A 19,051-nucleotide genomic window follows, 5' to 3' on the forward strand; every position below is an offset into this window, starting at 1 on the left:
TCACCTTTCGCTGGAGAGACCGGAAAGCAAACCGGCTCATTCCTTCCATTTGATCTTGGTGGGACCGGGCAGTTTCAGCCGGTAGCCGACGGGCAGAAGCTGGAAGTCGAAGCGGCGCTCGATTTCGCCCCAGAGGCCGCGCGGCAGATAGAGCGAGAAGATCAGGGCGGTAGCGCCGAGGCCGATCAGGTACCAGACGCCGGCTGCGCCGAAGAAGGTTTCGATGACGAAGAACAGGATGGCGCCGAGAATCGCGCCCTCGAACTTGCCGATCCCGCCGACGAGCACCATGAAGATCATGTAGGCCGTCCACTGGACGCTGAAATAGGTCTTCGGCTGGAAGGTGGTGGCGGTCGCCAGCCACAGGCCGCCGGCAATCGCGATGCCGAAGGCGGCAAGCACGAAGAGCAGCCTCTTGGTCGCGATCACCCGTACGCCGACCGAGGTCGCCGCCTCTTCATTGTCGCGGATCGCCTGCATGGCGGCACCCGCGCGGCTGCGCATCAGAGTGAAGAGCGCGCCGAGCAGGGCCGCCATGGATGCGAGCGCAAGCCAGTAGATCATCGCCCGCCGCGTGCCGCTATCGTAGACGTTGAGCGAGATCAGCGACGTCCCGGTTTCCCCCTGGATCAGCCGGTCGAGGTTGACGAGCAGATGGGCGAGCTCGGCCACAACCCACATGCCGATTGCGAACTCGCCGCCCTTCAGCCGCAGCATGAACAGCGAAAGCGGGATCGACAACGCGCCGGTCACGATCGCGGCGGCAAAGACCGAGACGAAGGGATCGAGCCCGGCATCGGCAAGGCGGATGGTGAAATAGGCGCCGAGACCGAAGAACACCTGCTGGCCGACCGAGACGAGCCCGCCGAAGCCGGCGAGCGCATTCCACATAGCGGCCAGGATCACATAGATGAACAGGGCGGTCATCCTGTCGATCGCGCCGGCACCGAGCACGGCTGGGGCGACCGCCAGCAGGGCGAGAACCGCTGCCATGGAGCCGAGCGCTACCCGCGACGATTTCGTCCAGCGCTCGATCGAAATTCCGTTGGAGACGAATGTCATGTCGGGCTCCGAAGACGGGCGCGAAAGTTGAGGAAGGCGCCGAGCTTGTCGAGTTGAGGCATGCCAAGCCGGGACAGCCTGACGAAGAGAACGAGCAGGAAGACGGCATGGCCGCCGATCAGGAAACCTTGCGGATGCAGCTGCGCGCCGAGCGACTGGGCAAGGCCGAGCACGATGCCGCCGGCAAGCGTGCCCCAAAGCGATCCCGCTCCGCCGATGACGGCCGCCTCGAAGGCAAAGAGAAGTTGCGGGCCGCCCGCATAGGGGCTAAAGGTCGCCCGCATTCCGAGAAAGGCGCCGGCAATCCCGATCGTGACCATGGTGATGGCGGTGGCGACTGCATTGACCCTGCGCGCATCGATGCCGACGAGCCCCGCCGTATCGGGATCTTCGGCCGTGGCGCGGATGGCGCGGCCGAGCGCAAAGCGGCTGAGGAAGAATTGCAGCGCGCCGAGAACGAGGACCGCCGTCACCATCATCATCACCGCAAGCTTGCCGACGAAGATATGGCCGGGTAACTGCCAGGATGCATAGGACAGGTTGCCGATGAAGGGCGCGAGCGATCTTGTGTCGGCGCCAAACTGTTCGAACAGCAGATTGTCGATGACGATCGACAGGCCGAAGGTCGTCAGGATCGGCAGCAGCGTGCCGCCGCGGGCGCTGCGTTCGAGAATGAAGCGCTGCAGCAGCCAGCCGAGCACCGCCATGACCGGCAGCACGATCAGCAGGCCGGCGAAAGGCGGGATGCCGGCTTTGGCGGCAAGCAGCCACAGCCCGTAGGCGGCTGCGACTGCCAGGCTGCCATGCGCGAGATTGATGATCCGCATGACGGAGAACATGAAGGACAGGCCGCAGGCGATGACGGCGTAATAGCCGCCGAGCAGGAGGCCCTGGATCAGCGTGTTGATCATGATGCGCTCCTTTCGCCGGCTGCTCGGTGCAATCCGAAATAGGCCTGGGTGACATGCTCGCGGGTGACGGCGGTGGCCGGCCTGTCGAGGACGATGCGTCCCTCCAGCATGCAGATGACCCGGCTTGCGACAGCCATGGCGCGGGCGAGATCCTGCTCGACGAGCACGATCGTCGTTCCCGAGGTCAGCAATGCCTGCAGCTGGGCGTAGACGCGGTCGACGACCAAGGGTGACAGCCCGAGCGAGACTTCATCCAGCAGCAGAATATCCGGGTTGCTCATCAGCGCTCGGCCGATCGCGGTCGCCTGCTGTTCTCCGCCCGAGAGATGCCCGGTTTTGGCGTGACGGCGGGGTTTCAGGTTCGGAAAGGCATCGAGGACGCGATCGATGCTCCACTCGCCCTTGCGCCCGCAGCTCTTTCCGAGAAGCAGGTTCTCTTCGACGGTCATCTGCGAAAACAGCCGCCGGCCTTCCGGCACCAGGGCGATGCCTTTGGCGATCCGTTTGTGGGAGGGGATCGGGGCCAGGTCTTCATCGTCGAGAAGGATCTGCCCGGAGGAGGGAAGATGGGCGCCGGCGATCGATCTGAGCAGCGTCGTCTTGCCCGCGCCGTTGGCCCCGACCAGCGCCAGCACCTCGCCCTTGGCGATATCGAAACTGACCCCGCGTACCGCCTGCAGCAGGCCGTGACGGACGTCGAGGTCGCGGATGGAAAGTAGGCTCATGCCGGCGTCCCTCCAAGATAGGCTTTGACGACCTCGGCATTGCTCATGACCGCTTTCGGCTCGCCATCGGCAATGATCCTGCCGGCGTCCATGCAGATCAGCCGTTCCGCCACCTGCAGCAGGATATGAACGATATGCTCGATCCAGACGATGCCGATACCGCGGCGGCGCAATTCGAGAATGGTTTCCACGAGCTCGCTCGCCTCGCCGTCGGTGAGACCGCCGCCGATCTCGTCGAGCAGCAGCAGCCGCGGCTGCGTGGCGAGCGCGCGGGCAAGCTCCAGGCGTTTGCGATCGAGCAAGCCGAGCGTATCTGCCGGGCGGTTGGCCACCCCAAGCATGCCGCAGAGCGACAGCGAATCCACCACACGCTCATAGGCTTCGTCGCGGCTTGCGGCATGACCGTGCGATGCGGCGACGAAGACATTTTCGAAGGTCGTCATGCCGCTGAAGGGTTTGGGCACCTGATGGGTCCGCACCAGCCCGGAACGGCAGCGTTCCGCCGCCGTCCGGCCGGTGACATCGACACCATCGAAAGTGATGGTTCCGGCACTGGGCGGGAAGGCGCCGGCGAGCACGGAGAGCAGCGTCGTCTTGCCCGCGCCGTTCGGCCCGACAATGCCGACGGCATCGCCATCGCTCATGGAAAAATCCAGGTTTTCCAGGACGATGAGCGCGCCGAACTGCTTGTGGATCCCTTTGGCCGAGAGAAAGGCTCCTCCCGGCCGATTTTGAGCTAGCTGCTGCACTATCCGTTATCCGTTGTAAGCGATGAGCTTGGCGCCGACCGGGACATTGGGGTCGGTGGCGTTTTCGGTGACGACATAGTCGAGCGCGAATTTCGAGCCCTCGGCCGCCTTCACCCATTGCGTGCCGATGATCGGTCCCGGCGAGACGTTGGCGACCGGGCCGCTGGTGAAGTCGACCTTGCCGGCGATCGTCGTGGTCTTCAGCGTGGCGAGCGCCTTGGCGACCGCCTCCTTGCTCTTGACGTCGGTGCTCGCCTTCAGCGCGTCGAAGCCGGCATCGAGAAGCGCAAGGCTGGCGCCGAGCTGCTGCGTCCACTGTTTGCCGCTGGCCGCTTCATAGCCGTCGGCAAGCTCGGTTCCCGAGACGCCGGTCAGCGTCGACTTATAGGGGAAGGCCTTGTGCCAGTAGGCGGCGCTGCCGATGTTCATGCCGAGATCACCGAGCGCCTCGATATCGGAAGGAAACAGGCCTGTCTTGGCAACCTGGCAGATCTTGATCTGCTGGGTCAGACCCTGCTGTGCCGCCTGGCGCCAGAAGGCGGCGAAGTCGGGCGGTATCGGGAAGGAGTTGAAGATCTCCACGCCCTCCTGGCGGAAGAGGGCGATCTGCGCCGTGAAATCGGTGGTTCCGGTTTCATAGGCGCCGGGATCGACGATGGTGAAGCCCGCCTTGGCAAGTGCCGGCGCCAGATGGGCGCGGATCGCATTGCCGTCGGCGTCGTTCGGGTACATGACGCCGACCTTCTTGTTAGTCTCGATCAGGTTCCACTGCGAAACATAGGCCTTGTGGAACTCTTCGACGCCGAAGCCGAAATGGTAGGTCCACTTGAAGGGTGAGGGTGCGCCCGGCTTGGCGCCGCGGCCGAAATACCAGGCTTCCCAGGGCATGACCGTCGACAGGCACGGAATGCCGGCTGCCTCGCAGGCGTCGGCCACCGGATTGATGGTTTCCGGCGTCGAGACGGCGAGCATCAGGTCGATCGCCTGATTGTTGATCAGGTCCTTCGCCAGCTGGCCGGCGCGCGACGGGTCGGACTGGGTGTCCTGGTCGAGAATATCAACCTTCCAGGTCTTGCCGCCGGCCTGCAGGCCGTTGGCCAGCGCCTTGCGCGCCAAATCGAGCACATAGCCATCCGTCTCGCCGAAGCCGCCGAGAGGGCCGGTGCGCGGGCTGATGAAGCCGACCTTCAAAGTGTCGCCGCTCTCGGCAAAGGCCGTGCGGCCGGAAAGCGCCAGGGCTGCGCTGCCTGCCGCGGCCGATGCGATGAAGGAGCGGCGTGTGAGCGATGCCGCGTTGAGTTTTCCGTTCATGAAATCATTCCTCCCTCTCGAGACGGGCCTCCCGCCCGTTTCCATTGTTCACCCCACCGATCTGAATTCAGATCGGGTATTGCCGTTTTCCCGATGCGATGGTGACCCATCGGAGCTCGGTGAATTCATCGATCGCCGCCTTGCCGCCGAAGCGGCCGTAGCCGCTCGATTTGACGCCGCCGAACGGCATTTGCGGCTCGTCGGAAACCGTGGCTTCGTTGATGTGGCAGATGCCGGATTCGATCCGCATGGCGACGGCCAAGGCCGCATTGACATCGGCACTGAAAACCGCCGCAGAGAGCCCGTATTCATTGTCATTGGCGACCGTCACGGCCTCGTCGATGTTGCCGACCCGGATGATCGCCGCGACCGGCCCGAAGCTCTCCTCGCGGTAGACGCGCATGGCAGGGGTGACGTGATCGATGACGGTCGCATCCATCAGCGTGCCGTGGGCCTCGCCGCCGCAGACGAGGACCGCGCCCTTCTGCAAGGCATCGTCGACGAGCGACCTGACGCGGCGCACGGCCTCTGCGTTGATCAGCGTCCCGAGCGGCGTGTTGCCGTCTCCGGGGTGGCCTGCGACGAGGGTCGCAGCTTTCATCCGGAATTTGCCGACGAAGCCGTCGGCAATTTCGTCCATGAGGATGATCCGCTCGGTGGACATGCAGATCTGGCCCTGGTTCATGAAGGCGCCGAAGGCTGCGGCACTGACCGCCTCGTCGATATCGGCGTCGGCAAGGACGATGAACGGCGCCTTGCCGCCGAGTTCGAGCAGGCAGCGCTTCAGGTGCCTTGCCGAGGTTTCGGCGATGATCCTGCCGACACGGGTGGAGCCGGTGAAATTGATGCGGCGCACGGCCGGGTGTGCGATCAGGGCATCGACGACGGCGGCGGCATCGCTCGGCGCATTGGAAACGACATTGACGACGCCGCGCGGGAAGCCGGCGTCGCGCAGGATGTCGCCGATCAGGCCATGGGTCTTCGGGCAGAGTTCCGAGGCTTTCAAGACAACGGTGTTGCCGCAGGCAAGCGGCATGGCGACGGCGCGGGTGCCGAGAATGATCGGCGCATTCCAGGGGGCGATGCCGACGCAGACGCCGGCCGGCTGGCGCACCGCCATGGCGAGGCTTCCAGGAATGCCTGACGGAATGAGTTCGCCCGAGATCTGCGTGGTCATCGCGGCCGCCTCGCGAAGAATATCTGCACCGAGCCCGCAATTGATCATCGCCCATTGCGCCGTGGCGCCGGTTTCGCCGGTCATGGCGGCAATGAGTTCCGGCGTACGGGCCTCCAGGAGATCGGCGGCCGCGTTCAACAGCCTGCGCCGTTCGCCCGGGCCGGTCTGCGACCAGTCGGGAAATGCGGCGGCGGCAGCATTGGCCGCCCGCGTCATGTCGGCGACGGATCCCGCCGACGCGATCGTTGCGACATCGCCGGTCAGCGGATCGATGCGTTCGAAGGTCGCCCCTTCGGAAGCATCCAGCGCCTCGTTGTTAATCATCAGCTTCGCCGAAAACACCGTTTCACTCCGCATTGTTGCCATGGGGAGAAGACGAGCGGACGCCACAGCCCGAAGGCTGTCCAAGCGTTGCTGCGTCTGTCGGAATGCCTCCTCCCAAAGGCTGATGACGCTAAGGTTACGCCGATCAATTGCGGATGGAATGCGATTTATTGGGTTAATATTGTAATTATCCGGCGATTGCCCCAATGTCGGGTGGAAGCGGAGGAGAGGCGTTGGCGACGGATGGCGGCATTCATCATTATGCCAGGGGCGAGTGGCATGCGCCGTCGCTGTCGCATCGGCGCATCCGTTTGCAAAAGGGACTCTATGCCGATTTCTACCATTTCCTGCTGCTTGGGGAGGGGCGGGTCGAGCTTCATTTTGACAGTGGCGAAGATCGGTCGTTGCGGGGGCCGCTGCTTGCCTTCCTGCCGCCACAGGCACGATGCGACCTGTCGATTTCCGCCGGAACCGCGGCCCATCTGATCGGAGCCTCGGCGCAGGTCATGGTCGATGCCATCGGCGACAAGGTGGAATCCTACTCGCTGCGCATCTTCACAGAGCAACGCAAGCTGGTCGAGGCGCGGGACCTTTTGCTGGTGGCTGAAATCAGCCCGTTGATTTCAGGCTTCGTGCGGGAGCTCGCCGATCCCTCCCGTTCCTCCTGGATGGTTGCGTCGGCCTATATGCGGCTGATCCTGATGACGCTGTGGCGCGGTTCCGACGGCGAGAGAAGCGAGCCGCGCGGGCAGGGCGAAACCGGATCGATCCTGCAGCGATATCGGCAACTGGTCGAGGCCGGTTTCCGCCAGCATCGGCCGATCAGCGACTATGCCGCGGAATTGGGCGTCACCGCGGACCGGCTTCATTCGATCTGCCGGAGGGCGCTCGGCCGCTCGCCGATCCAGCTTCTGCATGAGCGCGTTGTGCAGGAGGCAAGGCTGAGATTGGAGCGCTCGGCCCGCAATATCCAGGAAATCTCCGACAGCCTCGGCTTTCGCGACCCGACCTATTTCAGCCATTTCTTCAAACGCAAGACCGGCCTTTCCCCCGCCGGCTACCGCGAGATCGCCCGCGCTGCCGCCGGTTCGGAAAACGGCATGCTCTCCTCAGGCTATGCCGACTGGCCTTAGGCTCGAGGCTTATTGGTCAAAGCTGGAATTTGCCGGTCTTGGATCGCAGATCACATTGATATGGAAGCCCCAACAGATGGAGGACTGCAATGCGCCAATAGTAACCGTCACAACGGATCGGGTGAACCTGCTTTCGCGCCGAAAGCCGTCGGTCGGCTTCCGGGCTCTGATTTTCGAAAGCAGACCTTGAGCCTGGCGGGTGCGTGATCTGACGCGAAGTGGACGTTCGGTCGCCCTCGGCCGAACGCACGCGCCGACGCCCCCCCTTCGCAAGTCCGAAATCCTTGGTTTCAGTCCCATCATTTCAGCTATAAGGTGGGAGACATCGCCCAAAGGGGATTCAAGGCCAATGCCCCCAGAGAAGAAGGACCGTTCGCCTGTTGCGCTGGAACAGCGCGACATAAGCGCCGACCAGCGCATGTTCTCACCTTCCGTTGCGCGAAATTCGGCGCCGATCCTCGCGATCCTAAAACGTGTCCTTCCAACACGTGGCACCGTGCTGGAGATTGGATGCGGGACCGGCGAGCACGCCGTGTGTTTTGCGGGAGCAATGCCCAACCTCACCTGGCAGCCGAGCGATCCGGATGCCGACGCCCGCACCAGCACGTCTAGCTGGATCAAATTCGCAGGGCTCAAGAATGTGCTGGCCCCGCGGGATATTGATGTGTGCTCAGCGCAATGGGGCGTCGAACAAACGGGGCATTTTGACGCCATCGTGTCGATCAATATGATCCATATCGCGCCATGGGCGGCGAGCTTAGGATTGTTCGCAGGAGCTGGCCGTTTGCTTCACGCTGGTGGGCTTCTTCTTCTCTACGGCCCATTCATGCGTGACGGGGCACACAACGCCCCCTCGAACGCTGCTTTCGACGCGGCTCTAAAGGAGCGTAGCCCATCCTGGGGTGTGCGTGATATCGCTGATCTTGAACAAGTGGGTGAGGCCGCTGGACTTAATCTCCGCCAGACGATCGAGATGCCTACCAACAATATGTTGCTGGTCTTCTCCAACGGTAGCGTCTGAACGACAAGCGGGCGCGAAAGAGACGTTGGCCCATAGCAGCATTCGGGCCCATTGCTGCCGTTCGAGCTCGATCCGAGGAACGTGCGGTATGTGCTAGAATGGGACCGAAGATCGAACGCGACAGACGCACTGCGAGGGGCGGTGTGATCGAACCGGATTTCGCGTGACCGAGTTCCAACGTTGTGCTCTTGGAAGGGGAGACGAGGACGATGCCGACACCAGAGAAACCCAGTCTAATAATTCGACAGAAGTCCCCACCAAACATCGAGTTTCCGTTTGCGTCGCTCTCCGATTGGCTGATCCCAACCGAGCTGTTCTTCGTGCGAAACCATTTCCCGTCGCCGGACCTCGATGCGCGAGACTGGAGATTGCGCGTTGACGGGGCGGTGGAGCGGCCGATCGAACTTGACCTCGACAGCATCAAGGCGATGCGGAGCACGACTTTCACCGCCGTCGTCGAGTGCGCAGGGAACGGGCGCGTCCACTATGTGCCGCCGAAGGAGGGGTTGCAGTGGCAGAACGGAGCCGTCGGCAATGCTGCGTGGACAGGTGTTCCCCTGCGCGAGATTTTGGAAATGGCGGGCGTCAAGCCAACCGCACGTGAAGTTCTGCTCGTAGGCGCAGACAGCGGCATCGTCGACACGAACAAGAAAACGGCTTCTCCCGGCCCCATCGCTTTTGCGCGCAGTTTACCGCTTGAGAAGGCCATCGCTGACAGCACGATGCTTGCCTATTCGATGAACGAGGAGCCGTTGACGCGCGATCACGGCTACCCGTTGCGCGCGGTCGTGGGTGGCTGGTTCGGCATGGCTTGGGTCAAGTGGATCACGCATATCACGGTTGTGGAGCAACCGTTCCTTGGCTACTGGCAGGCGCGCGACTATTTCCGTTGGGAGCGTAGCCTCGGGGAACCCAGGCTGGTCCCCCTCGCGGAGATGGAGGTCAAAGCGCAGATCGCGCGTCCCGCGCAGGGCGCGCGTCTCATCGCCGGCCAACCGTACCGGATTTTCGGAGCCGCCTGGAGCGGAGAGGCTGCTGTCCGGCAGGTGCAGGTCTGCACCGGAGATGGCAGGGGCTGGCGCGAGGGACGGCTCCTCGAAACAGAACGTCCCTTTGCATGGCGCTTGTGGGAGTACATGTGGACCCCTGAAGACGTGGGGCCATATACACTGCGATGTCGCGCGATCGATGCGGCGGGGTGCGTGCAGCCCGACCTCCCGCATTCCGACTGCGAGAGCTATGCGGCCAATTGGATCGTTCCTGTGGAGGTTACGGTCGTTCCCGAGCCACAGACCTACGAGGAGGAATTCGTGATCTAATCACCCGCATGGGGCGGAATGGCGGCTTTTGGCGCAACTGCGACCCGCGTTGTCACTGCGTGATTTCCGCTTTGCAGCAACTACTACCTGTGGCTCGATGACCATTATGGGCGCGCGTCCCCCCGGACATTCACCCTTAATCCAAATGTACCGAATACTAACCTTGATCAGGTGAGCTCGCTGGCTGACCGCACCCAGGTAGAGTGTCTTCTCACCGTATTGAAGGCCGTGATAAAGAGGGCTCATGGGCATCAAGAACTATCTGATCGAAGGCGGCTCGGGGACTGGAAAGACGTCTGTCGCTACCGAACTGGAGCGGCGGGGCTACCATGTCGTCCATGGTGACCGCGTTTTGGCCTATGTCGGCGACCCCGAGACAGGCCAGGCGCTCGCAGGACCACCTGAAGGGGCAGACCGTATCGCCTGGGGACACGCTCACTGGATCTGGCCTGTCGACAAGGTCCGAGCCATCGCTGCCGACACCACCCGCCCTGCCACGTTCTTTTGTGGCGGTTCGCGCAATTTCCACAAATTCCTCGACCTGTTCGATAAGGTTTTCGTGCTCGACATCGACGTTGAGACGTTGAACCGACGGCTGGATGGGCGCCCGAACGAGCCAGGTTTCGAGCCGGCCGAGCGGGCCCTGGTGCTCCGCTACCATCGTAGCCGGGAGCATCTTCCCGCCGGCAATAATATCGACACGGCAAATACCATCCCAAGTGTCGTCGACGATATCCTCGCTAAACTTACCTGAAGCCCGACAGGAGCACTTCTGCAGCTGTCGGTCGCGCGCCAGACGATTTTCTGCTGCCGCCGCCGGGGTGCGGTCTACGGCATGGAACGTTCGGAATGCTTGCGTTTCCTGTGCGAGCTGGCTATATACTGAACTAAATGGTTCAGTATCCAGGCCTTCCCCTCGATCTCTCGTTTGCGGCGTTGTCCGATGCGACCCGCCGCGGGATCATCGATCAGCTTGGGCGGGGCGACGCCTCGATCACCAGTCTCGCGGATAAGTTCCAGATGACGCTGACCGGTATGAAGAAGCACGTCCAGGTTCTCGAGCGAGCGGGGCTCGTCGTCACGCAGAAGGTCGGGCGGGTGAGAACCTGCACGCTTGGGAAACGCGGCCTCCAGGCGGAGGCCGAATGGATCGAGGCGCATCGCAAGCTCTTCGAGGCCCGCTTCGAAGCATTGGACGAAATCATCAGCGAAATGAAACAGGAGGGAAGCGATGACTGAGCAAGTTAACAGTGCAGATGGTGCGCAGAACCGCACGTCAGTCGAGCGCAGAGGAGATCGCGAACTGTTGGTAACGCGGATATTCAATGCGCCGCCGAGCACGGTTTACAAGGCGTGGAGCCGGCCCGAGCTGTTCCAGCGCTGGTGGGTGCCAAAATCGGTATCCGGCGTTTCGCTCGTATCGTGCGATATGGACGTTCGTACCGGCGGCAAATATCGGCTGGAATTCGGCGCCGACGGTTCGGACACCATGGCCTTCTACGGCAAGTATCTCGAGGTCGTGCCGAACGAGCGCATCGTCTGGACCAACGACGAGGGCGAAGAAGGTGCGATCACGACCGTGACCTTCGAGGACCAAGGCGGGAGGACACTATTGAAATTCCACGAAATTTATCCGTCCAAGGAGGCGCTTGAGGAAGCACTGCAGGGCTCGGCGGCCGCATTGTCGGAGCAGTTGGAGCAGCTCGACGAATTGCTTTCCAGCATAGGCGAGTAGCGCGGGTCGGGAAACTCGCCTCGAGGGACGTCTGCTCTCGGGAAGCGACTCCACCGGCCTTTCTCACCGTCTTGAGGGCGCGAAACAGCCGTTGAACTAACTGATATTTGATGATCGCTTCCGGCCGTTAGCGGTAACTGCTGAAGTTCACTTGACCTCGAAGAGCAGAACAACCTCACGACAGTGCGAAGATTTTGACCTCTCTGCCGATGCCCTGAAGTTCCGCCATTCGCGAGGCGGAGTTTATGCCGCTGTCGCGCAGGATCTCCGAAACCTTGATATCGCCGACGATCGCCTCCGTCGTCATGATGACATTGGGATCGGCAAGGCCCTGGACGCGCGAGGCGATATTGACGGTCTGGCCGAAATAATCCTGCCGGTCGTTCAGGTTGACCGCGAGGCATGGTCCCTCATGGATGCCGATCTTAAGGAGAAGATCGTCGCTGCCGTGTTCGGCATTCAACCGAAGCATTGCTTCCCGCATCCTGAGCGCGGCTGCCACCGCGCGGTCCGGGCTCGGGAAGGTCGCCATTACGGCATCGCCGATGGTTTTGACGACAGCTCCCGCCTCGGTGGCGACGATCTCGTGAAGAACGCGGAAATGCGCCCGCACCAGATCGAAAGCGGCAAGATCTCCGACGCGCTCGTAAAGTGCGGTCGAGCCCCGTAAGTCGGTGAAGAGGAAAGTCAGGCTGGTGATCTTGAGGCGCTGGTCGACGTCGAGCGTGTCGGTCCGATAGATGTCGCGGAAGCTCTGGTTGGTCAGCAGGCGCTTGGCCGTCAGAAAAGGCCGCCGGCGGCCCAAGAGATCATGCAGCTCATCTCCCGCAATACAGACATTTGGCACCACACGGCGATCGGTGTGGTTCTCGAGGGCGAGCCGCAGCAAGCCCGGGCGCAGCGTCACGGTATCGTTCAGTGCATGCCCCCGGCTGATGACCATGGAGAGGTTTTGGCGCTCACCGGTGGGCTCGCCCTGCACATCGATGAACTGCGCCGAGTGCGTGACCGCATCGAAGATGATGACGAATTGCGAAGGCAGCTGCAGCGAGACGAAAGCCTTCTCGCCCGGCGCCAGCTCTATCATTTCCAGCAGGATGCGTTGAAACTTTGCCTCCAGATCCTCCGGCAGGTCGACGCCGGAGCTGAAGAAGATCTGGCGGTAATATTCGAGCGGAGGCAGCCGGTCGGGATCATGGGCGGCAATCCGGCGCACGCGCGGACTGACGGTGAAGGTGACCTCGACCATCTCGTCGAGGGTCGGTTCGTATCCGGCGGCGCACAGCGCGCAGTGGTATGTGTCCTGGACGACGCCTTTCAGGGTTGCGCCGCTGTCGAGGACGCCGCCGCATCCCGGGCAAAGCACATTCCAGGTCATTTCGAATGCGCCTATGCGGGCGGCATGGAGAAGCGCTGCGATCGTTTTCTCTTCATCGAGATGATGCTTTTCGGCAAAGGCCAGCGCATTGATGCGATTGAGATCGCGATCCGAGCCATGCTTGACGACGTTTTCGATGCACTCGACCGTCTGCGGGTCAGCCGCCTGCCGCAGGGTGGCAAAAAGCACGTCCATTTCACTCATGAGACAAGTCTCCGTGTGCAGAACCCACGGCGGACGACGCCTGGACAGGGATCATAACACGGGACTTTCCCAATAGAAATCTATAGGCTTGGATGCCACGTTCTTCCCAAGCGGAAGCGGGGTCAGTGCCCCTTATAGATCCGCTTCAGCGCCGCCAGCAGCGCCTCCATTTCGTCTGATGAAAACAGGTCGATGAAACGCCGTTCATGCGTATCGATCAGTTTGCGCGCCCGCGTGAGCATTGCCTGGCCGGCTTTGGTCAGATGCAGGTCCTGGCGCCGGCGGTCGGCCGCGGAAGGATGGCGCTCGATGAAGTCGCGGGCTGCCAGCCGGTTGACGAGGGCCATCATCGTCGCGCGGTCGGTGCCGAGCGTATTGGCAAGGTCGATTTGCGAAGCGCCCGGATTGCCGGCGACGAGTTCCATCACCGCGAGCTGCTTCTGCGTCAGCCCAAGCTCCTCCATGGTTTCGGCAAAATCGCGATAGATCGCCACATGCGCCATGCGCAGATGGAAGCCCAGGAGATCGCCGAGCCGGCCGACGTCGAGCGGCGGCATAACGGAGGCCTCCTCGGCTTCGATTTCGTCCTGCGGTGGTTTTGTGGCCATCATTCGTCTCGCTTCGTTCAGGCGCCATAACCATCAAAATCAGCGGGTTAGTCAATATCCCTATTGCTATGCCCGGGATATTTCCCGCGCCTCTTCGGACGCTGCGATTTGTCGAAAACAGCCTCTTGCATCTCACCGGGAAAAGATATTAGTATGTGTTGCATACAAATTTGCCTGCGGCGGAGGAGCGGCGGGCATGGGAGGAGAATATGGCGCATTCCTTTTCCGGGAGGGCTTCGTCGGCGGATTGCGGGCTGGTGACGGATGATCCCATCCTCTACCGCGCCCGCGTCGCGGGGGATGGTCAGGCTCTGTTCGAGATCGCCACCGGCCGGCAACTGACGTATGCCCAACTCGATCTGCGGATCGCTCGTTGCGCCGGCCTTCTGAACGCTATGCTCGCCGCGCGGCGGGACGGAGCGCGTGTCGCCATGCTGGCGCGCAACTCGATGGACTCGATCGTGCTCGCCTTTGCCTGCCAGCGTGCCGGCGCCATCTACGTGCCGCTCAACTGGCGTCTCAATGCCGCCGAGCTTCGGCCGATCCTTGCCGATTGCGCGCCGGCGCTCCTCGTACACGACGAGGAGTTTTCGGCGGCCGTGGCGAGCCTTGCCGACGCCGATCCCGAGATGACGGTGATCTCGACGGCCGATGGCCCAACTGGCCTTGCGGCGCGGATCGAGGCGAGCCTTCCGATGAAGCCCGTGTCCGCCGATGCCGATGGAGCCTGCGTCCTTCTCTATACGTCGGGCACGACAGGACAGCCGAAAGGCGTCGTCATCACCCGCCGCAACGCGTTTTTCGCTGCCGTCAATTTCTCCTTCGTCGGCGAGATCGGGCCGGGATCTGTTGCTCTGTGCGACCTGCCGTTCTTTCATACGATCGGGCTGATTGCGGTGGCGCGCACCACATTGATGCTGGGCGGCACGCTTGTCGTTTCCGATCGCTTCACCCCGGGGCGGACGCTCGCAGCCCTTGCCGACCGTGAGCATGCCATCACCCATTATTTCGCCGTGCCGCAGATCGCGCTCGCCTTGCGTAACGATCCCGCCTATAGCGCTGCGGCTCTCTCCGGCCTGCACGCGCTTTTCGTCGGCGGCGCGCCGCTGACGCAGGCGCTGATCGAAAGCTATCTCGCCGATGGCGTTGCGCTGGTCAACGGTTACGGCATGAGCGAGGCGGGAACGGTGCTGCATGTGCCGATCGACCGGCGCGCGGTGCAGGATAATCCCGGCAGCGTCGGTCTGCCGGCGCCCTTGCTCGACATTCGCATCGTCGGCGAGGATGGCCGCGACGTCGGGGAAGGCGAGATCGGCGAACTCTGGCTGCGCGGGCCGGCGGTAACGCCGGGCTACTGGAACAAGCCGCTGGAAAGCGCAGCCGCTCTCAGCGATGGCTGGTACCGCACCGGCGACCTCGGCCGGCGCGAAGCCAACGGCTTCTATCGCATAGTCGACCGCTTGAAGGACATGTATATCAGCGGCGGCGAGAACGTTTACCCCGCCGAGGTCGAAGCCGCACTCGCAAGCCAGCCCGATATTCTCGACGTCGCGGTGGTCGGCATTCCAGACGTCAGATGGGGCGAATGCGGCATTGCTTATGTCGTGCTACGGCCGGGTGCTGCGGCAACAGCCGAGACGATCGCCGGCCATTGCGCTGCGAGGCTTGCCGCCTTCAAGCGCCCGGCGCGCATCCTCTTCGTCGAAACCATTCCCCGCACTGCCTCCGGCAAGGTGCAGAAACATGTTCTGCGCCGGCTGCATTCCGACGAAATCCTTCAACCACAGGCCTGATCAAGCGGCCCCGGCATTCATGCCGAAACCAATGGAGTGATCTGATGACTGAAAACCAATCGCCGGTTCTGGTCGAATTCGACAATGGCATCGCCTTCGTGACCCTCAACCGCCCTGAAAAGCGCAACGCGATGAATCCGGCTCTCAATGCCCGGATGCTCGAGGTGCTCGACGAACTCGAGGGCGACGAGCGCTGCGGTGTCCTCGTGCTGCGCGGTGCCGGCCAATCCTGGTCGGCCGGCATGGATCTGAAGGAATATTTCCGCGACAATGACGACAAGCCGCGGAATGCCACGCTGAAGGCGCGGCGCCAATCCGGAGGCTGGTGGAGCCGGCTGATGTATTTCGAAAAGCCGACGATCGCCATGGTCAACGGCTGGTGCTTCGGCGGCGCTTTCACGCCGCTCGTTTCCTGCGATCTCGCCATCGCTGCCGAGGAGGCGAATTTCGGCCTTTCCGAAATCAACTGGGGCATCCTGCCGGGCGGCAACGTGACCCGCGCGGTCGCCGAAGTGATGCGCCATCGCGACGCGCTCTACTACATCATGACCGGCGAACTCTTCGGCGGGCGCAAGGCGGCTGAAATGGGTCTCGTCAACGAGGCCGTGCCGCTCGCCGAGCTCGAAACCCGCGTCCGCAAGATCTGCGCCGGCCTGCTCGAAAAGAACCCGGTGACCCTGAAGGCCGCCAAGGACACCTATAAGCGCGTGCGCGACCTGCCATGGGATCTCGCCGACGATTACATCTACGCCAAGCTGGAGCAGATGCTGTTTCTCGATAAGACCAAGGGGCGCGACGAGGGGCTGAAGCAGTTCCTCGACGACAAGACCTATCAGCCGGGGCTCGGCGCCTACAAACGCAGCCGCTGAGGAAGCGAACCCGATCCGCCGGGACGCGCGCGGGCCGATCATCGGGAGGAGGATAGAATGAAAATCCATGCCGCGGTGGCGCGTGCGCCGCATATGCCGTTTTCGCTGGAAAGTCTCGATCTGGAGGAGCCGCGTGAGGGGGAAATCCTGGTTCGCGTCGTCGCCACCGGGGTTTGCCACACCGACATCGTCATGCGCGACCAGCATCTGCCGGTGCCGCAGCCGGTCGTGCTCGGCCATGAAGGTGCTGGGGTTGTCGAACGTGTCGGGCCGGGCGTTACCAAGGTGGTGCCCGGCGATCATGTGGTCATGACCTTCAATTCCTGCGGTCATTGCCCGAGCTGCAATGATCACGAGGAGACCTATTGCCATGAATTCTTTCCGCGCAATTTCTTCGGTGCGCGCGCCGACGGTTCGAGCGGGCTCTCCTACAGAGGGGAGCGGGTGAACGGCAATATTTTCGGGCAATCTTCCTTCGCCAGTCACGCGCTCTGCCATGAGCGCAATATCGTCAAAGTGGCTGAATATGCCGATTTGGCGCTGCTCGGGCCGCTTGCCTGCGGCATCCAGACCGGCGCCGGCGCGGTCATGAATGCACTGAAGGTCGAACCCGGAAAGGTGCTTGCGGTCTTCGGCATGGGTTCGGTCGGTCTTGCGGCCGTGATGGCGGCAAGGATCGTCGGCGCTTCCCGGATCATCGCCGTCGATGTCAACGAGGCGCGGCTGGCGCTTGCCGCCGAACTCGGCGCCACCGACATCGTCAACGGTAAGACGGGTGATGCGGTTGCCGCGATCATGGCGCTGACCGGCGCCGGCGTCGATTATTCGATCGATGCCTCCGGCGTGCCTGCCGTCATCGATCAATGCGTCCGCGTGCTGGCGCCGCGCGGCACCTGCGGCATCGTCGGCGCCTCGCCCCACGGCGCGACGCTGACGCTCGACCTCACCCATATTCTGTCCGGGGGACGCCGGGTGCGCGGTATCGTCGAAGGCGATTCCAATCCGGACGTGCTGATCCCTCTGCTGATCGACCTTCACAGGCAGGGCCGCTTCCCCTTCGACAGGCTCGTCACCTTCTATGATTTCGCCGACATCAACCAGGCGGTCGAGGATTCGGAAAAGGGCATCGTGCTGAAACCGATCGTGCGCCAGCCGGCCGCCTGACATCGTTCAAGGGAGGAAACAATGAACACCGTCACCCCAATCGTCACCGATACCAGTCCCGATGCCATGAAGGCGCTGCTTGCCCTGCAAAGGGCGTCCTTCCTGAAGGAAGGGCCGCCAGCCATCGAAACCCGCATCGATCGCATCGACCGCGTCATCGCCCTTCTTGTCGACCATAAGGATGCGATTGCCGGAGCGCTGTCGGAGGATTTCGGCAGCCGCAGTGTCGAGGCAAGCCTGCTGCTCGACGTTTTCACCTGCGTCGGTTCGCTCAAATATGCCAAGGCCCATCTGGCCGAATGGCTGAAGCCGGAAGAGCACGAGGCGTTGTTCCCGGATGCGGTCGCCAAAGTGGTCTATCAGCCGAAGGGCGTGGTCGGGATCCTCAGCCCCTGGAATTTTCCCTATCAGCTGGCCCTTGCGCCGCTTGCCGGCATTCTCGCCGCCGGCAATCGCGCCATGATCAAACCGTCGGAGGTGACGCCGGCTTCATCAGCACTGATGGCGCAACTCGTCGCCCGCGCCTTCGACGAAACGGAAATCGCCGTCGTGCAGGGCGGACCGGCGACGGGCACGGCTTTCACATCCCTTGCTTTCGACCATCTGATATTCACCGGCGGCACCGCGATCGCCCATCATGTCATGCGCGCTGCGGCGGAAAACCTGACGCCGCTGACGCTCGAACTCGGCGGCAAATCGCCCGTCGTCATCGGCCGCTCGGCCGATCTAGCGGATGCCGCGCGCCGCGTCATGACCGTCAAGACGCTGAATGCCGGCCAGATCTGCCTGGCGCCCGACCATGTCTATGTGCCGGAGGAGAGCGTCGAAGCCTTTGCCGAACATGCGGTGGCGGCGGTCGCCGCAATGTATCCGACGCTCAAGGAAAATCCGGATTACACGTCGATCGTCAATGCCCGCCATCACGCCCGCGTCCAGGGCCTGGTCGACGACGCCAGGGCCAAGGGCGCCCGTATCGTCGAGATCAACCCGGCGGCGGAAAACTTCTCGCAGCAACCGGCTCACCGCGTGCCGCCGACCCTGATCCTCGATCCCACCGAAGATATGCGCGTGCTGCAGGAGGAAATCTTCGGGCCGGTGCTGCCGGTTCTTGCCTATCGCGAGATCGCCGACGTCATCGATCGCATCAACGCCCGGTCGCGCCCACTCGCTCTCTATTATTTCAGCCAGGATGGCGAAGAGGAGGCCCGCGTTCTCGACAATACGACCTCCGGCGGCATGACGGTCAACGACTGCATGAGCCACGTCACGGCCGAAGGCCTGCCCTTCGGCGGTGTCGGCCATTCCGGCATGGGCGCCTATCACGGCAAGTTCGGCTTCCTCGCCTTCTCACATCCGCGCGCCGTCTATCACCAGAGCAAGATGGTGGAAGCGGAATATATGATGCGGCCGCCCTTTGGCGAGGCGATGCGCGGTTTTCTAGCCGGGGCGATCTGCAAGTAACGGAGGACAGGCCCGGCGGGCCACGCCGGGCTTTCTCGTTGGGACGCCACCGACCGTCAATTTCGCCTGCAACCACCAGCATTCTGCGAGCCTTTTGATCGCGCAAT

The 19,051-nt window shown here is 62.7% G+C and carries 18 protein-coding genes; 10 read left to right on the forward strand and 8 right to left on the reverse strand.

All coding sequences use genetic code 11. From position 1 onward, the window contains the following. Nucleotides 1-36 precede the first annotated feature (36 nt). From FHX14_RS29040 to FHX14_RS29065, 6 genes are all read right to left on the reverse strand, one after another. Nucleotides 37-1,062: a branched-chain amino acid ABC transporter permease gene (locus FHX14_RS29040; protein WP_184380402.1), complete on the reverse strand. Its 1,026-nt coding sequence runs from the start codon at nucleotides 1,060-1,062 to the stop codon at nucleotides 37-39. Next, nucleotides 1,059-1,973 carry a branched-chain amino acid ABC transporter permease gene (locus FHX14_RS29045; protein WP_184380404.1) on the reverse strand — a complete coding sequence of 305 codons (915 nt, stop codon included), beginning with the start codon at nucleotides 1,971-1,973 and terminating at the stop codon, nucleotides 1,059-1,061. Before FHX14_RS29045 ends, FHX14_RS29040 begins: the two co-directional genes overlap by 4 nt. Further along, on the reverse strand, nucleotides 1,970-2,698 hold the full coding sequence (locus FHX14_RS29050; protein WP_184380406.1) for an ABC transporter ATP-binding protein: 729 nt from the start codon (nucleotides 2,696-2,698) through the stop codon (nucleotides 1,970-1,972). Before FHX14_RS29050 ends, FHX14_RS29045 begins: the two co-directional genes overlap by 4 nt. Beyond that, nucleotides 2,695-3,450, reverse strand: coding sequence for an ABC transporter ATP-binding protein (locus FHX14_RS29055; protein ID WP_184380482.1), 756 nt, complete (start codon nucleotides 3,448-3,450; stop codon nucleotides 2,695-2,697). The genes FHX14_RS29050 and FHX14_RS29055 overlap by 4 nt, the downstream gene beginning before the upstream one ends. 3 nt (nucleotides 3,451-3,453) lie before the next feature. After that, nucleotides 3,454-4,758 carry an ABC transporter substrate-binding protein gene (locus FHX14_RS29060; RefSeq protein WP_184380408.1) on the reverse strand — a complete coding sequence of 435 codons (1,305 nt, stop codon included), beginning with the start codon at nucleotides 4,756-4,758 and terminating at the stop codon, nucleotides 3,454-3,456. Nucleotides 4,759-4,825: 67 nt separating this feature from the next. After that, entirely contained in the window at nucleotides 4,826-6,292 is a 1,467-nt protein-coding gene (locus FHX14_RS29065) for an aldehyde dehydrogenase (RefSeq protein ID WP_184380410.1), read from the reverse strand. A 200-nt stretch (nucleotides 6,293-6,492) separates the two neighbouring features. Between FHX14_RS29065 and FHX14_RS29070 the strand changes: the two genes are divergently transcribed. From FHX14_RS29070 to FHX14_RS29095, 6 genes are all read left to right on the forward strand, one after another. Further along, nucleotides 6,493-7,392 (forward strand): AraC family transcriptional regulator, encoded by a 900-nt coding sequence (locus FHX14_RS29070; protein ID WP_184380411.1) that lies wholly within the window; start codon nucleotides 6,493-6,495, stop codon nucleotides 7,390-7,392. Between the two features lie 349 nt (nucleotides 7,393-7,741). Continuing rightward, nucleotides 7,742-8,413 carry a DUF938 domain-containing protein gene (locus FHX14_RS29075; RefSeq protein ID WP_184380413.1) on the forward strand — a complete coding sequence of 224 codons (672 nt, stop codon included), beginning with the start codon at nucleotides 7,742-7,744 and terminating at the stop codon, nucleotides 8,411-8,413. Nucleotides 8,414-8,622: 209 nt separating this feature from the next. Next, a complete protein-coding gene (locus FHX14_RS29080; RefSeq protein WP_184380415.1) occupies nucleotides 8,623-9,732 on the forward strand; it encodes a sulfite oxidase in 1,110 nt (369 codons plus the stop codon). 244 nt (nucleotides 9,733-9,976) lie between these two features. Next, complete coding sequence (locus FHX14_RS29085) at nucleotides 9,977-10,486, forward strand: nucleoside kinase (protein ID WP_184380417.1); 510 nt, start codon at nucleotides 9,977-9,979, stop codon at nucleotides 10,484-10,486. A 137-nt stretch (nucleotides 10,487-10,623) separates the two neighbouring features. Then, nucleotides 10,624-10,971, forward strand: coding sequence for a metalloregulator ArsR/SmtB family transcription factor (locus FHX14_RS29090; protein WP_184380419.1), 348 nt, complete (start codon nucleotides 10,624-10,626; stop codon nucleotides 10,969-10,971). Further along, nucleotides 10,964-11,467 carry an SRPBCC family protein gene (locus tag FHX14_RS29095; RefSeq protein ID WP_184380421.1) on the forward strand — a complete coding sequence of 168 codons (504 nt, stop codon included), beginning with the start codon at nucleotides 10,964-10,966 and terminating at the stop codon, nucleotides 11,465-11,467. The genes FHX14_RS29090 and FHX14_RS29095 overlap by 8 nt, the downstream gene beginning before the upstream one ends. 175 nt (nucleotides 11,468-11,642) lie before the next feature. Here FHX14_RS29095 and FHX14_RS29100 read toward each other — a convergent pair whose 3' ends face one another. Both FHX14_RS29100 and FHX14_RS29105 read right to left on the reverse strand, forming a co-directional pair. Continuing rightward, complete coding sequence (locus FHX14_RS29100; protein WP_184380422.1) at nucleotides 11,643-13,049, reverse strand: adenylate/guanylate cyclase domain-containing protein; 1,407 nt, start codon at nucleotides 13,047-13,049, stop codon at nucleotides 11,643-11,645. A 122-nt stretch (nucleotides 13,050-13,171) separates the two neighbouring features. Then, complete coding sequence (locus FHX14_RS29105; RefSeq protein ID WP_184380424.1) at nucleotides 13,172-13,657, reverse strand: MarR family transcriptional regulator; 486 nt, start codon at nucleotides 13,655-13,657, stop codon at nucleotides 13,172-13,174. Between the two features lie 209 nt (nucleotides 13,658-13,866). Between FHX14_RS29105 and FHX14_RS29110 the strand changes: the two genes are divergently transcribed. From FHX14_RS29110 to FHX14_RS29125, 4 genes are read left to right on the forward strand one after another with little or no spacing between them, the layout of a single operon-like run. Further along, a complete protein-coding gene (locus FHX14_RS29110) occupies nucleotides 13,867-15,450 on the forward strand; it encodes an AMP-binding protein (RefSeq protein WP_184380426.1) in 1,584 nt (527 codons plus the stop codon). A gap of 44 nt (nucleotides 15,451-15,494) precedes the next feature. Next, on the forward strand, nucleotides 15,495-16,319 hold the full coding sequence (locus tag FHX14_RS29115; RefSeq protein ID WP_054183816.1) for a p-hydroxycinnamoyl CoA hydratase/lyase: 825 nt from the start codon (nucleotides 15,495-15,497) through the stop codon (nucleotides 16,317-16,319). A gap of 57 nt (nucleotides 16,320-16,376) precedes the next feature. Then, a complete protein-coding gene (locus tag FHX14_RS29120) occupies nucleotides 16,377-17,483 on the forward strand; it encodes an NAD(P)-dependent alcohol dehydrogenase (protein WP_184380428.1) in 1,107 nt (368 codons plus the stop codon). 21 nt (nucleotides 17,484-17,504) lie between these two features. After that, on the forward strand, nucleotides 17,505-18,944 hold the full coding sequence (locus FHX14_RS29125; protein WP_184380430.1) for a coniferyl aldehyde dehydrogenase: 1,440 nt from the start codon (nucleotides 17,505-17,507) through the stop codon (nucleotides 18,942-18,944). Nucleotides 18,945-19,051 lie beyond the last annotated feature (107 nt).

This window comes from Rhizobium sp. BK619 (genome assembly GCF_014195245.1).
GTDB lineage: Bacteria > Pseudomonadota > Alphaproteobacteria > Rhizobiales > Rhizobiaceae > Rhizobium > Rhizobium acidisoli.

What these genes read in the sequence shown, in the direction of transcription:
- FHX14_RS29040 (WP_184380402.1), bottom strand. Translation starts at nt 1,062, where the DNA reads ATGACATTCGTCTCCAACGGAATTTCGATCGAGCGCTGGACGAAATCG.
- FHX14_RS29115 (WP_054183816.1), top strand. Translation starts at nt 15,495, where the DNA reads ATGACTGAAAACCAATCGCCGGTTCTGGTCGAATTCGACAATGGCATC.
- FHX14_RS29100 (WP_184380422.1), bottom strand. Translation starts at nt 13,049, where the DNA reads ATGAGTGAAATGGACGTGCTTTTTGCCACCCTGCGGCAGGCGGCTGAC.
- FHX14_RS29065 (WP_184380410.1), bottom strand. Translation starts at nt 6,292, where the DNA reads ATGCGGAGTGAAACGGTGTTTTCGGCGAAGCTGATGATTAACAACGAG.
- FHX14_RS29050 (WP_184380406.1), bottom strand. Translation starts at nt 2,698, where the DNA reads ATGAGCCTACTTTCCATCCGCGACCTCGACGTCCGTCACGGCCTGCTG.
- FHX14_RS29095 (WP_184380421.1), top strand. Translation starts at nt 10,964, where the DNA reads ATGACTGAGCAAGTTAACAGTGCAGATGGTGCGCAGAACCGCACGTCA.
- FHX14_RS29105 (WP_184380424.1), bottom strand. Translation starts at nt 13,657, where the DNA reads ATGGCCACAAAACCACCGCAGGACGAAATCGAAGCCGAGGAGGCCTCC.
- FHX14_RS29120 (WP_184380428.1), top strand. Translation starts at nt 16,377, where the DNA reads ATGAAAATCCATGCCGCGGTGGCGCGTGCGCCGCATATGCCGTTTTCG.
- FHX14_RS29085 (WP_184380417.1), top strand. Translation starts at nt 9,977, where the DNA reads ATGGGCATCAAGAACTATCTGATCGAAGGCGGCTCGGGGACTGGAAAG.
- FHX14_RS29045 (WP_184380404.1), bottom strand. Translation starts at nt 1,973, where the DNA reads ATGATCAACACGCTGATCCAGGGCCTCCTGCTCGGCGGCTATTACGCC.
- FHX14_RS29090 (WP_184380419.1), top strand. Translation starts at nt 10,624, where the DNA reads ATGGTTCAGTATCCAGGCCTTCCCCTCGATCTCTCGTTTGCGGCGTTG.
- FHX14_RS29075 (WP_184380413.1), top strand. Translation starts at nt 7,742, where the DNA reads ATGCCCCCAGAGAAGAAGGACCGTTCGCCTGTTGCGCTGGAACAGCGC.
- FHX14_RS29110 (WP_184380426.1), top strand. Translation starts at nt 13,867, where the DNA reads ATGGCGCATTCCTTTTCCGGGAGGGCTTCGTCGGCGGATTGCGGGCTG.
- FHX14_RS29060 (WP_184380408.1), bottom strand. Translation starts at nt 4,758, where the DNA reads ATGAACGGAAAACTCAACGCGGCATCGCTCACACGCCGCTCCTTCATC.
- FHX14_RS29125 (WP_184380430.1), top strand. Translation starts at nt 17,505, where the DNA reads ATGAACACCGTCACCCCAATCGTCACCGATACCAGTCCCGATGCCATG.
- FHX14_RS29080 (WP_184380415.1), top strand. Translation starts at nt 8,623, where the DNA reads ATGCCGACACCAGAGAAACCCAGTCTAATAATTCGACAGAAGTCCCCA.